Genomic DNA, 13,492 nt, shown 5'->3' with positions numbered 1-13,492 from the left:
CCATGACCACCACCGTCTACGTCGCCAAGAGCATCCTCACCATGAACCCCATGCAGCCGCGCGCCACGCACGTGGCCGTGCGCGACGGCCGCATTCTCGCCGTGGGCGACCTCGCACGCTGCGCCGAATGGGGCGCCCACACCCTCGACGAGCGCTTCGCCGACAAGGTGCTGATGCCTGGCCTGGTCGAAGGCCACTGCCACCTCAAGGAAGGCAGCATGTGGGAGTGGACGTACACCGGCTGGTTCGACCGGCGCGATCCCGACGGCAAGGTCTGGGCCGGCCTGCGCTCCATGGACGAGGTGGTCGCGCGGCTGGCGGAGGTCGACGCGCGCCTGGCGGCCGAGGGCGCGCCGGCCACGCAGCCGCTGATCGCCTGGGGCTTCGATCCGATCTACTTCGGCGGCGAGCGCATGACGGTCGAGCACCTGGACCGCACGAGCGCCACCCGGCCGGTCGTGATCTCGCATGCCAACGGCCACCTGATGAACGTCAACAGCGCGATGCTGCGGCTGGCCGAGATCACCCGCGACAACGACGTCGAGGGCGTGGTCAAGTTCGCGCCCGGCCATCCCCAGGCCGGCGAGCCCACGGGCGAGCTGCAGGAGCCCGCCGCCATGTTCCTGGTGCTGCGCCGAATCAACAACGCCGGCCTGCTCGCGCCCATGACCGAGGCCGGCGTGCGCTCGTTCGCGCGCCTGGCCTGCCGCCAGGGCGTGACGACCGCGACCGACCTCGTGAACAAGCTCGGCGAGGACGATATCCAGGTGCTCGAACGCACGCTCGCCGACGACAGCGTCTCGATCCGACTGCTGCCGGCGTTCCAAGCCTTCCACGGCACGCATGCGGCGCCGGCCGGCGCCGAGCACGTCAAGTCGCTGATGGCGCGCAATACCGACCGCCTGCGCTACGGCCTCGTGAAGATGATGCTCGACGGCTCGATCCAGGGCTTCTCGGCGCGGCTGCGCTGGCCGGGGCATTTCAACGGCGCGCCCAACGGCATCTGGGTCACGGCGCCGGCGCAGTACGAGGCCGATTTCGAGACCTACCACCGCGCGGGGCTCACCATCCACACCCACACCAACGGCGACGAGGCGAGCGAAGCGGCCATCGACGCCATCGAGCGCGTGCTCACGCGCGCGCCGCGGCCCGGCCACCGCCACACGCTGCAGCACGGCCAGATGATCGATGCGCCGCTGTTCCGGCGCATGGCCTCGCTGGGCCTGTGCGCCAACCTCTTCACCAACCACCTCTGGTACTGGGGCGACCAGCACTACGAGATGACCATGGGCCCCGATCGCGCGAACCGGCTCGACGCCTGCGGCAGCGCGCTCGCGGCGGGCGTGCCGCTGGCGATCCATTCCGACGCGCCGGTCACGCCGCTCGGGCCGCTGTTCACGGCCTGGTGCGCGGTGAACCGCATCACGCCCAAGGGCCGCGTGCTCGGCGAGAGCGAGAAGCTCACGGTCATGCAGGCGCTGCACGCCGTCACGCTCGGACCGGCCTGGACGCTCAAGCTCGACGGCGAGATCGGCAGCATCGAATGCGGCAAGCGCGCCGACTTCTGCGTGCTCGAGGACGATCCGCTCGAGGTCGGTCCGGCGGCGCTCAAGGACGTGCGCGTCTGGGGCACGGTGCTCTCCGGCCGCGTGTTTCAGGCATGACGACGAGACGCCGGCTACCGCTCACCGTCGTTGGCGGTTTTCTGGGCGCGGGCAAGACCACGCTGCTCAACCGCTGGCTGCGCGAGGCCGGGGGGCTGCGCATGGCGGTGCTGGTCAACGACTTCGGGGCGCTCAACATCGACGCCGACCTGATCGCTGCGACCCACGGCGACACGCTCGCGCTGACCAACGGCTGCGTGTGCTGCCAGATCGGCGACGACCTGGGCCGCGCGCTGGTGCAGGTGATCGAGTCGGCCACGCCCTTCGATGCGGTGGTGATCGAAGCGAGCGGCGTGTCCGATCCCTGGCGCATCGCGCAGATCGGCATGGCCGCGCCCGAGCTGAGCCTCGAGGCCGTGGTGGTGCTGGTCGATGCGAGCGCGGTGGCGCAGCAGTCGCGCGACGCGCTCTTGGCCGACACGCTGGCGCGGCAGCTCAAGTCGGCCGATCTCGTGGTGGTCAACAAGGCCGATCTGGCCGATGCCGCCGCGCTCGCGGCCGCGCACGCCTGGGCCGAGCGCGCCGCGCCGGGCACGCCGCGCATCGAGACCGTGCAATCGGCGCTGCCGCTCGCGCTGCTCTCGGGGCTGCCGGCGCCGAGCGCCGCCGCATGCGGCGTCTGCGGCACGGGCGCGTGCGGGCACGATCACGCCCCCGACCACGGCGCCATGTTCCAGACCTGGAGCGCGCAACCCATGGCCGCCATTCCGGCCGACACGCTGCGCGCCTGGCTGCGCGCCATGCCGCCGGGCGTGCTGCGGCTCAAGGGATGGCTGCGCACCGGCGATGGCGCCGAGGGCGACGAATGGTCCGAGGTCCAGTTCGCCGGCCGCCACGGCAGCGTGCGCCGGGCGCCGCCGCCCCGCGACGCGCGCGCCGGCGTGGTCGCGATCGGCCTGCGGAGGCAACTGCCTGAAGAGGCGCTCGACCGCTTCTTCGCACGCTGAGGCTGCGGCGCTTCGTCTTCATCAGGCCGCGTGGTGCCCGCGCGTGAACGCTTCCTCGAAGATCGAGTAGCCCGACCAATCGGCATGGGCGAAGGCCAGGCGCCCGGCCTCGATGCGGCGTTGACCCGCACCTAGGCGCGCCAGCTGGCCCGGGACGGGGATGGCCATGGCATGGCCGTGGCGCGCGATCTCGATGCGGGTCGCCAACTCGGGCAGGTCGGGATGCGGCAGCGAGAGCTCGGCCAGCAGCTGGTCGCGCCAATGGGTCCAGGGGCGCTCCAGTAATTGGCGGCGCCCATCGGGGCCGTCGTGGCGACTGGGGCCGAGCGGGCGGTACCAGCTGAGCACGGTCTCGCGCGGGGTCGGATCGAGTCGCTGATGCCCCGCATCCACGTAGCCCAGGCCGGCGCTGCCGAAGACCACGTTGTCCCAGCTCGGCGCCGCGCCGGGCGGCCGGTCGGCCAATGGCGCGCGCAGGTGCACGTTGGCCACCAGCCAGGGCGCGTAACGCAGCTGCGCGGCCGCCTGGCGCAGCCGCTCGGGCGGGTTCTGCACCACCCGTGCGGCCACGAAGACGGGCAGGGCGACGATGCAGCGCTCGGCCTGCCAGCGTTGCAGGCGCTGGCTCTGAATGTCGAAGGCATCGACCTCGACGCCGCCGCGCAGATCCGCGATGCGCGTCACCACCTGGCCGCAACGCAGGCGATCCGGACCGAGCGGCGCAGCCAACTGGCGCGTCAGCCAGCCATTGCCTTCCGCCCAAGTCAGCACGCCCTCGCGCTCTTGCGCCTCGTCATGCGCACGGCCCGGCGCCTGGAAGCCGTGCCGGCTGGCGAAGTAGTGGATGCCGGCCCAGGCCGACACCGCGCCACTGTCGGCGCCATAGTCGTCGCGGCAGCAGTAGTCCAAGTACCAGCGCAGCTGCGGATCGTCGAGGCCCTGCCGATCCAGCCACTCGTCGAAGCGCAGGGCATCCAGCGCCAGCAGTTCCGGTCCCGGCGCGAACTTGGCCAGCGGGATGGAAAAGCGCGCACGGCGGCGCGCGCCTTCCACCAGTTCGTCGAAGCGGCGGTACTGCGCGAGGGTGCCGGCCTCCACGTCCTGCACCGGCAACAGTCCTTCCTGCCACTGGCCCTGGAAATAGAGGCGCTCCTGCGGGCTATGGCACAGGTGCCGATCGTCGTAGACCCAGCGCCCGGCCACGCGGCGGCGCAGGCCCAGTTCTTCCAGCAGGTCCTGCACCTCGCTGGCGGCGTCGCCGGGCACGGGCAGGTAGTGGGCGCCGAGCGGACAAGGCAGCCCCTTCAAGCTGCCGGCGCGGCTGTTGCCGCCGGCGCCGTCTTCCAGCTCCAGCAGCACGAAGTCTTCGATGCCGGCCAGCCGCAGCGCGCGCGCTGCCGCCAGCCCGGCCACGCCGCCACCGGCGATGACGACGCGGGTGCGCTGCACGCGTTCGGGCGCCTTGCCGGCAAGGAGGCCGTCGCGCAAGGCATGGCCGCGCTCTGCCGTGGCGCCATGGAAGCCCCCTTCGATGCGCGCCGTCGTCGACGGCGCTTCGCAGGCCGCGAGGGCCAGGCTGCCGGCCGCCGCGCCCAGAAAGCCGCGCCGATGGATCACGGCTTGCCCCACTCGTGCTCGTAGGTCGTGACCAGCACCTGGTTCGACAGGCGGTTCACCGGGGTGGGCACGCGCGCCATGTCCGTCGGAAATGCGAAGAGCGGGGGCAGGGTGTCCAGCGTCAGGAAGCGCAGCCCCGGCGGCAGCGCATCGGGCATGCGCCAGGGCCGGCGGCTGGCGACGATGAAGCCCCATTCGCCAAAACTGGGCACATGGGCGTGATAGGGCGTGGCCGTGAGGCCCACCGATTCGATGGTGCTCGCCACCGTCCAGAAGCTCTTGCGCGCAATCAGCGGCGAGGTGGTCTGCACCACCGCGTAACCGCTGGCCGCCAGGCGCTTGTCGAGCAGGGCATAGAAGGAGTTGGTGTACAGCTTGCCGATCGCGAAGTTGGTCGGGTCTGGAAAGTCGACCACGATCACGTCGTACATCTCGCCATCTTCCTGCTGCAGCCACTGGAAGGCGTCGGTGTTCACGATCTTGAGCCTGGGCGACGACAGCGCGCCGCCATTCAGTGCCGACAAGGTCGCATGGCTGGCGAAGAGCTGCGTCATGTGCGGGTCAAGCTCGACCAGCGTGATGCGCTCTACCGAGGGGTACTTGAGGATCTCGCGCACCGCCATGCCATCGCCGCCACCCAGCACCGCCACCTTCTTGGGCGCGCCATGGGCCGCCATGGCCGGATGCACCAGGGACTCGTGGTAGCGGTATTCGTCGCGCTCGGCGAACTGCAGGTTGCCGTTGAGGTAAAGGCGGTGCCCGGCACTGCTGCGGGTGACGACGATGCGCTGATAGGGGGAGCTGGCGCTGAAGACGATGCGGTCCTGGTAGAAGCGGTCTTCGGCCACGCTGGTGATGCGGTCGGCCAGCAGGAAGGCGGCGCTCAAGAGCAGCAAGGTGGCGGCGCAGGCGATGGCATGCGCTCCCAGCTGGCGCAGCTCATGTCTAAAGAGCCACAGCGCCCACAGCGCCACGGCGGCGTTCATCCAGCCGAACAGGAGGCCGGTGCGGATCATGCCCAGCTGCGGCACCAGGACGAGCGGAAAGGCCACCGACACCGCCAGCGCACCCAGGTAGTCGAAGGTGAGCACCTGCGAGACCAGGTCCTTGAGCTGCACGTGGCGGCGCAGGATGCGCATGACCAGCGGAATCTCCAGCCCCACCAGCGCGCCCACCACCACCACCAAGCCATAGAGCAGCAGGCGAAAGGCGCCCGGCACCCAGGCATTGGCCAGGTAGAGCAGCGCCGGCATCAGCCCGCCGACGCAAGCCACCAGCAGCTCGATGCGCAGGAAGTGCGCCGGCAATTGCCGTTCCAGGAAGCGCGACAGCCAGGAGCCCAGCCCCATGGCAAAGAGATAGGTGCCGATGACGGTGCTGAACTGCAGGATCGAATCGCCCAGCAGGTAGGAGCTCAGCGCCGCCGCGCTCAGCTCGTACACCAGCCCGCAGGCCGCCACCACGAAGACGCTGGCGAGCAGCGCCACATCCACCGGGCCGGGACGGCGCGCGGTGGCCTGCATCGTCATCGTCAATGGATCGCCGCGGCCACGATGATGGAAATACCGAGGCTGATGGCCGCCACCACCAAGGCCAGCGCCTTGTTCTGCTTCTCGACGATCTCAAGCCACAGGTCGTAGGGCGTGAGCTTGTCGATGATGAGGAAACACACGACGAACACCGCCACGCCGATCAGCGCGTAGAGCAGGGAGCCCAGCACGACGGCCGGTTTCAACCATTCGATTCCCATGATGAGGACCTCCTTCTTCTGACGTTGAAGTGATTCACTTGTGGCCACCGCCGCTGGAATAGCCGCCGTAGGAGCCGCCGGACACGCGCGAGGAGCAGTTCTCGTAGCGCGGATCGCAGCGCGAACTGCAGGTGCTCAGCATCAGCAGCAGCACGATGATGAGGATGACGATCAGGATGATCGTGCCGCAACCCAGCTTGCGCGCCCCGCTCAGCGGCGCGGCATCGGAGCGCTTGAAGAGTGCCTTGCTGTCTTCGAGCTGGAAGGCGGCTGCCACCGTGCCGCTGTCGACCTTGGCGCCGCCCGACCAGGTCAGCTCGTTGGCCGATTGCTCCAGCGACAAGAGCGAAGCGCCCAGCGCGAAGTCGCGGTTCTGCGTCTTTTGGCCACGCTCCACGCGCCAATAGAACTCGCCCGCCACGTAGCTGGTGACCGCCTCGTAGCTGTATTGCAGCGGGTAGCGCTGGCCCAGATAGTTGGCGCTCTGGCCGCCGGCCGCCAGGCTCGCGCCGCCGGTGACCGGGCGCACCAGACTCCAGCCGTCTTCGGCGTCCACCAGGAAGGAGAAGCCGCGCTGCTGGTTGTAGAGCAGGTACTCGCTCCAGCCGAACTGCTCGTCCTCGCCCGGCGCCTGGCCCATGCGGTGCTGGAAGCCCAGCACCTGCCATTGCACGCCTTGCAGCTGGCCGCTGGAACCGAGCGCGATCAGCGGGCGCACCGGCTCGTCCTGCGTGGCGTGCCTGAGCTCGCCGCCGATGCCTTGGCTCAAATCGATGAGGCTGCTGCAGTTGCGGCAGGTGATGGACTTGCTGTCCGCCAGCAAGGGCGTCACCGAAGCACCGCAGTTGGGGCAGTCGAAGCGGCGCCCCTTCTCCTCTTTGGCCGATTCGTCGGCGAGCCCGGTCAGCGCAAGCTCTTCGAGCCGCACGCCCCGACCCAGGTAGGCGCCGGGCGGATCCTGGTCGTACTCGAGGCTCAGCACCTCGCCCTGATCGTTGCGAAGCTCGACCACGGTGAAGGGCTGCCCCAGCGCGGGCAGGCGCGGCAGCTCGCCCTGTGCCGATACCAGGCTGACCTGCTGGTGCGAGCTGACGGTGAAGCGGCGCCCGTCGATGGCCGTGGTCAGCCCGACGCGCAGGCTTTCTGCGGCGGGCGCGGCGCGCTGCAGCGCATGGGGCAGGGCAAAGACGAAGGCGCCGTTGTCTTCTGCCAGTACGCCGACACGGCCATCGCCCAGCGCCGCGATCCACTCGGTCCAGTGGCCGCCCTCGTAGCGGTACTGCAGGCGGCCGACCAGCGTGAAGGACTGGTCCTGGATGCGGCCCGAGGCAAAGAGCTGCAGCGGGCTGAAGTCGTCGAACAGCTCCGCCATCTTGCCGATGCGCGCGAGCGTCTCGCCCTGGCGCACCACCGTGCTCTGGCAATAGGCGCAGATGGCGTGGGTGGACTGCGCCGATCGAAACTCGACCGGCGCGCCGCAGCCGGGGCAAGGCGCCCGGTAGGCACGCTGGGGGCTGCCGGCGCCCTCAGCCATGCGGCATCGGCGCCGGCGTCATGACGCGCAGTTCTGGCAAGGGACTGCGCCGATCAGACCAGTTTCTTGAGCAGCTCGGCCTTCTTGGCGTCGAACTCTTCCTGCGTGAGGATGCCCTTGGTCTTGAGCTCGGCCAGCTTTTCCAGGGTGGCCATCAAGTCCGCCGGGCTGACCACTGCCGTCGCCGGTGCGGCAGCGGGGGCGCCTGCGCCCTGGCCACCTTGCAGACCCTGCGCCAGGTTCTGCGCCAGCACCTGGCCCAGCGCCACGCCGGCGCCCAGGCCCATCGCATCGCCGGCAATACCGCCGCCCTGCGAAGCGCCTTCGGCGAACTTGGGGATGGCCTGCGCCGTCTGGTACTGCATGAACTTGCCCATGTCGTTGCCGACCATGCCCATGCCGATCTTCTGGTCCAGGATCTTCTGCAGCTCTTCGGGCAGCGACACGCTCTGCACCGTCATGCCGTCCAGCTGCAGGCCCAGCTTGGCGAATTCGGGCGCCAGTTGCGTCGCCAGCGCCTGGGCAAACTGGATCTGGTTCGCCGCCAGGTCCAGGAAGGGCACGCCGCTGGCGGCAATGGCATTGCTGATGTTCTGCAAGACCAGGCCGCGCAGCTGGCCGTCCAGGTCGGCCACGGAATAGATGTCGCGCGTGCCCGAGATCTCGGTGTGGAAGCGCTTGGCATCGGCGATGCGGAAGGCGTAATTGCCGAAGGCGCGCAGCCGCACCGCGCCGAAGTCCTTGTCGCGGATGCTGATGGGCTGCGGCGTTCCCCACTTCTGGTCGATCTGCTGGCGCGTGCTGAAGAAGTAGACGTCGCTCTTGAAGGGCGACTCGAAGAGCTTGTCCCAGTTCTTCAGGTAGGTGAGGACCGGCAGCGTCTGCGTGGTCAGCTTGTACATGCCCGGAGCGAACACGTCGGCCACCTGGCCTTCGTTGACGAACACCGCCACCTGCGATTCGCGCACGGTCAGCGAGGCCCCGTTCTGGATTTCCATCTCCTGCATGGGGAAGCGCCAAGCCAGGGTGCCGTCGCCGGTCTCGGTCCACTGGATGATGTCGATGAACTGCTTCTTGATGAAATCCATCAGGGCCATGTCGCTGCTCCTCTTGGGCGGTTGGTTTTTTGCCCGGCGGCGATCTTGCCATAGCGCAACCGTGCGCTGACCCCGGGGCCGCGGGGCGCCTTGCACACGCGAGGTCTACAATCGGCGCCCCTTACAACGACACCGTGGGCTCGCGCCAACCCATCTTCACGCGTGCACCGACGGCAGCAGGAGTCAAGTAGTCCATGTCCGATCCCACGTCCACCAGCACCCCGGCGGCCACGCCCATCAGCGCGGAAGACAAGCGCGCCCAGCTGCGCCGCGCAGCGCTGGAGTACCACGAGTACCCCGTCCCCGGAAAGATCGCGATCGCCGCGACCAAGCAGGTGCTCAACCAGCGCGACCTGGCGCTGGCTTACTCGCCCGGCGTGGCCGCGCCCTGCGAAGAGATCGTCAAGGACCCGACGAACGCCTTCAAGTACACGGCGCGCGGCAACCTGGTGGCCGTCATCACCAACGGCACCGCGGTGCTGGGCCTGGGCGACATCGGCCCGCTGGCTTCCAAGCCGGTGATGGAAGGCAAGGGCGTTCTGTTCAAGAAGTTCGCCGGCGTCGACGTGTTCGACATCGAGATCGACGAGAAGGACCCGGCCAAGCTGGTCGAGGTGATCGCCGCGCTGGAGCCGACCTTCGGCGCCATCAACCTGGAAGACATCAAGGCCCCGGACTGCTTCTACGTGGAGCGCGAGCTGCGCAAGCGCATGAAGATTCCGGTGTTCCATGATGACCAGCATGGCACCGCCATCACGGTGGCCGCCGCCATGCTCAATGGCCTGAAGGTGGTGGGCAAGGACATCGCCAAGGTGAAGCTGGTGGCCTCGGGCGCCGGCGCCGCCGCGCTGGCCTGCCTGAACCTGCTGCTCAAGGTGGGCCTCAAGCGCGAGAACGTGTTTGTGACCGACCTGGCCGGCGTGGTCTACGAAGGCCGCACCGAACTGATGGACGAGGACAAGGCGCAGTACGCGCAGAAGACCTCGGCCCGCACGCTGGCCGAAGTGATCGAAGGCGCGGACGTGTTCCTGGGGCTCTCGGCCGGCGGCGTGCTCAAGCCGGCGATGGTGGCCAAGATGGCGGCCAAGCCGGTGATCTTCGCGCTGGCCAATCCCAACCCCGAGATCACGCCGGAAGACGCGCGCTCGGTGCGCGACGACATCGTGATGGCCACCGGCCGCACCGACTACCCGAACCAGGTCAACAACGTCCTGTGCTTCCCCTACATCTTCCGCGGCGCGCTCGATTCGGGCGCCACCACCATCACGGACGAGATGGAGATCGCGGCAGTGCATGCCATCGCCGAGCTGGCCCAGGCCGAGCAGAGCGAGCGTGTGGCGGCTGCCTATGTGGGCGAGAAGCTCAGCTTCGGCCCCGAGTACCTGATCCCCAAGCCCTTCGATCCGCGCCTGATGATCAAGATCGCGCCGGCGGTGGCCCAGGCCGCGGCCGACAGCGGCGTGGCGCTGCGCCCGATCAAGGACATGGATGCCTACCGCGACAAGCTGCAAAGCTTCGTCTACGCCTCGGGCACCACCATGAAACCGATCTTCGACGCCGCCCGCCGTGCGCCGAAGAAGCGCGTGGCCTATTGCGAAGGTGAGGAAGAGCGCGTGCTGCGCGCCGCCCAGATCGTGGTGGACGAAGGCGTTGCCCGTCCCACCCTGATCGGCCGCCCGGCCATCATCGCCCAGCGCATCGAGAAGTTCGGCCTGCGCCTGAAGGAAGAGCTGGACTACGACGTGGTGAATGTCGAATGGGATGCGCGCTACCGCGACTTCTGGCAGACCTACCACCGCATGACCGAGCGCAAGGGCGTGACGGTGCAGGTGGCCAAGATCGAGATGCGCCGGCGCCTCACGCTGATCGGCGCCATGCTGCTGCACAAGGGCGACGTGGACGGCATGATCTGCGGCACCTGGGGCACCACCGCCCTGCACCTGCGCTACATCGACCAGGTGATCGGCAAGCGCCCCGGCGGCTGCCCGAGCACCCCGCAGGATGTGCCGATCTATGCCTGCATGAACGGCCTGCTGCTGCCCGATCGCCAGGTCTTCCTAGTCGACACGCACGTCAACTACGACCCCACCGCGGTCGAGTTGGCCGAGATCACCACCATGGCGGCCGAGGAAATGATGCGTTTTGGCCTCAAGCCCAAGGCGGCGCTGCTGTCGCATTCGAACTTCGGCACCAGCGAACAGCCGAGCGCGGTGAAGATGCGCCAGGTGCTGGCCCTCCTGCGCGAGCAGGCGCCGTGGCTGGAAGTCGACGGCGAAATGCATGGCGACGTGGCGCTGGACGGCAAGCAGCGCGCGCAAGTCATGCCGCACAGCGCGCTGGCCGGCGATGCCAACCTGCTGGTGTTCCCCACCATCGACGCTGCAAACATTTCTTACAACCTGCTCAAGACGGCCGCGGGCGGCAACATCGCCATCGGCCCGGTGCTGCTGGGCGCCGCCAAGCCCGTGCACATCCTGACGCCGAGCGCCACGGTGCGGCGCATCGTCAACATGACGGCCCTGACGGTGGCCGACGCAAACGCCGACCGTTAAGGCAACAACGGGAAGCGATCGCTAACTTTCGGAAGCGGTCGCGCCCCGCACCTCTGCTCAACTTTTGGGCAGAGGCTTGCTATTTGCGCGCGCCTGGTGCACACTGGCGGGCTTGAATTCGCGGGTAAACCCCAGGGTCCAGGCTCCCAAGCCGACCCCACGTTTTCCCGGACCGGCTGAATTTTGACTCGGCCCCACCCGCTCTTTTAGTTCGCGTTGTCCCATCGTGGCGTTCGCCTCCCTCAGGTCAGTTGTTTCGAAGTTTGCGCTCACCGGGCTTGTGCTCGCAGCGCTTTCCACCGGGGCCCAAGGATTTGAATGGCCCGGCCGCGATGCCGGCGGCGCCACGAAGCAGCAGCAATCGACGATTGCGCTGATCGAACTGCCGGCGGAGGGCCAGCGAACCTACAAGGCCATTTTCAATGGCGGGCCGTTTCGATATGAGAAGGACGGCAGCGTATTCGGCAATCGCGAACGCATCCTGCCGCGCGAGCCGCGTGGCCACTATCGCGAATACACGGTTGAGACCCCGGGCGCGCGCAACCGCGGCGCGCGGCGCATCGTGTGCGCAGGCGAGCGAGTCGCACCAGCGGCCTGCTGGTACACGGCGGACCACTATGCGAGCTTCAGCCGCATCGTGCCTTGAGCAAGGTTTGGCAAGTACAAGTATTGGAGAGGCGCAGCAGCGTGCCTGACGAAGAAATGTTGACGACTATGGAAAGACCACCGGAGATGAACGTATCCCTTCGTGGCGTGCGCCCGAACATCGTGCAGTCGATCCGCGCGTTCCGCGTGAGCGACCTGCAGGAGGCGGCGCATGCGGCAGGCCAGCATTTTCTGTATGCGAACCTGGGCAATGCCCAAAGCAAGCAGGACGTGCTCGACCTGATCGCACAGCAGTTCATGTTCCCGACGCACTTCGGCAAGAACTTCGACGCGCTGTACGACTGCATGACCGACCCGCTGCACAAGTCGGGGCCGCAGCCCGGCTTCGTGGTGGTGCTCGAGCAGATCCCGGCCAATGCCAAGTTCGACAAGGAAGCACGCGAGCAGCTGCTCGATATCTTCCGGGACGCCGCCGACTACTGGGGCGACCGCAAGATCCCGTTCCGCTGCTTCTATTCTTTTCTGTAGCCCGTTCTGCACAAACCAGCCAAGCAGAACGGGCGAACGAGGCTAGCGACGGCACCACGATCGAAGCACTCGCGGCAATTGCACCCCAAGTCCAGGAAGATCCGTCGGGGGAAAAGATGCCCACCGACAAGCTGCTCGACGTGTCGCCCCTGGCGCTGCGCATGAGCAGCCCCTTCAACGCCGGCTACTGGCTCGCGGCAGCCTGAAGCTCGCTTTTCGGCATGAACCAAGCCCGCTTTGGCGGGCTTTTTCATGGGCGTCTGGTGGCGCAGATCCAGCGCCCGCGCAACGGCTCGATTCCAGCCCCACACCGCGGACCCGGCTTCGCCGGGCCGCAGGTGAGGTCCCCTCCTCGGGAGGTGGCGAATTACACGAAGCGCAGCGGAGTGAAAAGCCGGGAGGCTAAATGCTCTGCGCCAGCGCCACGTATTCAGGCACCGGCACTTCTTCAGCGCGGCGCTGGGTGTCGAAGCTGCCGCCAAAGCCCTTGGCCTCCAGCCACTTGCCCAGGGTGTGGCGCAAGAGCTTGCGGCGCTGGCTGAAGGCCACCTGCACCAGTTCCTCGAGCAGCTTCGGATTCACGGGTGCCGGCTGCGCGCGCGGCACCATGCGCACCACGGCGCTGTCCACCCGGGGCGGCGGATCGAAGCTCTCGGGCGGCACGAACAGGACGTTCTCCATCGCATAGCGCCACTGCAGCATCACCGACAAACGTCCGTAGTCGCTGCTGGCCGGCGGCGCGACCATGCGGTCGATCACTTCCTTTTGCAGCATGAAGTGCTGGTCGGCGATGACGGGCGCAAAGCCCAGCAGGTGAAACAGGATCGGCGTGGAGATGTTGTAGGGCAGGTTGCCCACCACCCGCAGCGCGGCACCCTGGCCAGGCGCCAGTTGCTGCGCCAGCGCGCCGAAATCCACCTTCAGCACGTCCGACTCGATCACCTTCAGCTGCCCGTGGCCGCGCAGGCGGGCAGCCAGGTCGCGATCCAGCTCGACCACGGCGAGCTGGCCCAGGCGCTCGACCAGCGGCTGGGTGAGGGCCGCCAGGCCCGGCCCGATCTCCACCATGGCATCGCCCGGCCTGGGCGCGATCTCGCGCACGATGGCCTCGATGATTCCGGCGTCGGACAGGAAATGCTGGCCGAAGCGCTTGCGCGGGATGTGCTTCATGGCCGGGCGCGCCCGCGCGGATTGATC

The 13,492-nt window shown here is 68.2% G+C and carries 11 protein-coding genes; 5 read left to right on the top strand and 6 right to left on the bottom strand.

Going from position 1 to position 13,492, the window contains the following annotated elements; genetic code table 11:
- Nucleotides 1-2: 2 nt before the first annotated feature.
- Together ACIPRI_RS06830 and ACIPRI_RS06825 are read left to right on the top strand one after the other, a co-directional pair.
- The gene (locus tag ACIPRI_RS06830; RefSeq protein ID WP_446620662.1) at nucleotides 3-1,664 is read left to right on the top strand and encodes an amidohydrolase; all 1,662 of its coding nucleotides are present in this window, start codon (nucleotides 3-5) and stop codon (nucleotides 1,662-1,664) included.
- On the top strand, nucleotides 1,661-2,611 hold the full coding sequence (locus ACIPRI_RS06825) for a CobW family GTP-binding protein (RefSeq protein ID WP_446620661.1): 951 nt from the start codon (nucleotides 1,661-1,663) through the stop codon (nucleotides 2,609-2,611). Before ACIPRI_RS06830 ends, ACIPRI_RS06825 begins: the two co-directional genes overlap by 4 nt.
- Nucleotides 2,612-2,632: 21 nt before the next feature.
- Here ACIPRI_RS06825 and ACIPRI_RS06820 read toward each other — a convergent pair whose 3' ends face one another.
- From ACIPRI_RS06820 to ACIPRI_RS06800, 5 genes are read right to left on the bottom strand one after another with little or no spacing between them, the layout of a single operon-like run.
- Nucleotides 2,633-4,225 carry an FAD-dependent oxidoreductase gene (locus ACIPRI_RS06820; RefSeq protein ID WP_446621065.1) on the bottom strand — a complete coding sequence of 531 codons (1,593 nt, stop codon included), beginning with the start codon at nucleotides 4,223-4,225 and terminating at the stop codon, nucleotides 2,633-2,635.
- Complete coding sequence (locus tag ACIPRI_RS06815) at nucleotides 4,225-5,757, bottom strand: polyamine aminopropyltransferase (RefSeq protein ID WP_446620660.1); 1,533 nt, start codon at nucleotides 5,755-5,757, stop codon at nucleotides 4,225-4,227. Before ACIPRI_RS06815 ends, ACIPRI_RS06820 begins: the two co-directional genes overlap by 1 nt.
- A gap of 2 nt (nucleotides 5,758-5,759) precedes the next feature.
- Nucleotides 5,760-5,978, bottom strand: a complete 219-nt coding sequence (locus ACIPRI_RS06810) for a DUF350 domain-containing protein (RefSeq protein ID WP_446620659.1) — start codon at nucleotides 5,976-5,978, stop codon at nucleotides 5,760-5,762.
- 34 nt (nucleotides 5,979-6,012) lie between these two features.
- Entirely contained in the window at nucleotides 6,013-7,512 is a 1,500-nt protein-coding gene (locus ACIPRI_RS06805; protein ID WP_446620658.1) for a DUF4178 domain-containing protein, read from the bottom strand.
- Nucleotides 7,513-7,565: 53 nt separating this feature from the next.
- Nucleotides 7,566-8,609 (bottom strand): SPFH domain-containing protein, encoded by a 1,044-nt coding sequence (locus ACIPRI_RS06800; protein ID WP_446620657.1) that lies wholly within the window; start codon nucleotides 8,607-8,609, stop codon nucleotides 7,566-7,568.
- Nucleotides 8,610-8,803: 194 nt separating this feature from the next.
- Between ACIPRI_RS06800 and ACIPRI_RS06795 the strand changes: the two genes are divergently transcribed.
- The 3 genes from ACIPRI_RS06795 to ACIPRI_RS06785 all read left to right on the top strand — a co-directional run bounded on the left by ACIPRI_RS06795 (nucleotide 8,804) and on the right by ACIPRI_RS06785 (nucleotide 12,295).
- Nucleotides 8,804-11,161 carry an NADP-dependent malic enzyme gene (locus ACIPRI_RS06795; RefSeq protein ID WP_446620656.1) on the top strand — a complete coding sequence of 786 codons (2,358 nt, stop codon included), beginning with the start codon at nucleotides 8,804-8,806 and terminating at the stop codon, nucleotides 11,159-11,161.
- A 223-nt stretch (nucleotides 11,162-11,384) separates the two neighbouring features.
- The gene (locus tag ACIPRI_RS06790; protein ID WP_446621064.1) at nucleotides 11,385-11,807 is read left to right on the top strand and encodes a ribonuclease domain-containing protein; all 423 of its coding nucleotides are present in this window, start codon (nucleotides 11,385-11,387) and stop codon (nucleotides 11,805-11,807) included.
- 56 nt (nucleotides 11,808-11,863) lie between these two features.
- Nucleotides 11,864-12,295 carry a barstar family protein gene (locus ACIPRI_RS06785; RefSeq protein WP_446620655.1) on the top strand — a complete coding sequence of 144 codons (432 nt, stop codon included), beginning with the start codon at nucleotides 11,864-11,866 and terminating at the stop codon, nucleotides 12,293-12,295.
- Nucleotides 12,296-12,697: 402 nt separating this feature from the next.
- On the opposite strand, the gene rsmA is transcribed toward ACIPRI_RS06785, so the two are convergent.
- The gene (gene rsmA / locus ACIPRI_RS06780; RefSeq protein WP_446620654.1) at nucleotides 12,698-13,465 is read right to left on the bottom strand and encodes a 16S rRNA (adenine(1518)-N(6)/adenine(1519)-N(6))-dimethyltransferase RsmA; all 768 of its coding nucleotides are present in this window, start codon (nucleotides 13,463-13,465) and stop codon (nucleotides 12,698-12,700) included.
- Between the last annotated feature and the right edge of the window lie 27 nt (nucleotides 13,466-13,492).

This window comes from Variovorax sp. LARHSF232 (assembly GCF_052871435.1).
Note: the sequence above shows the minus strand (reverse complement) of the source record. Positions and strands in the feature narration are given on the sequence as shown.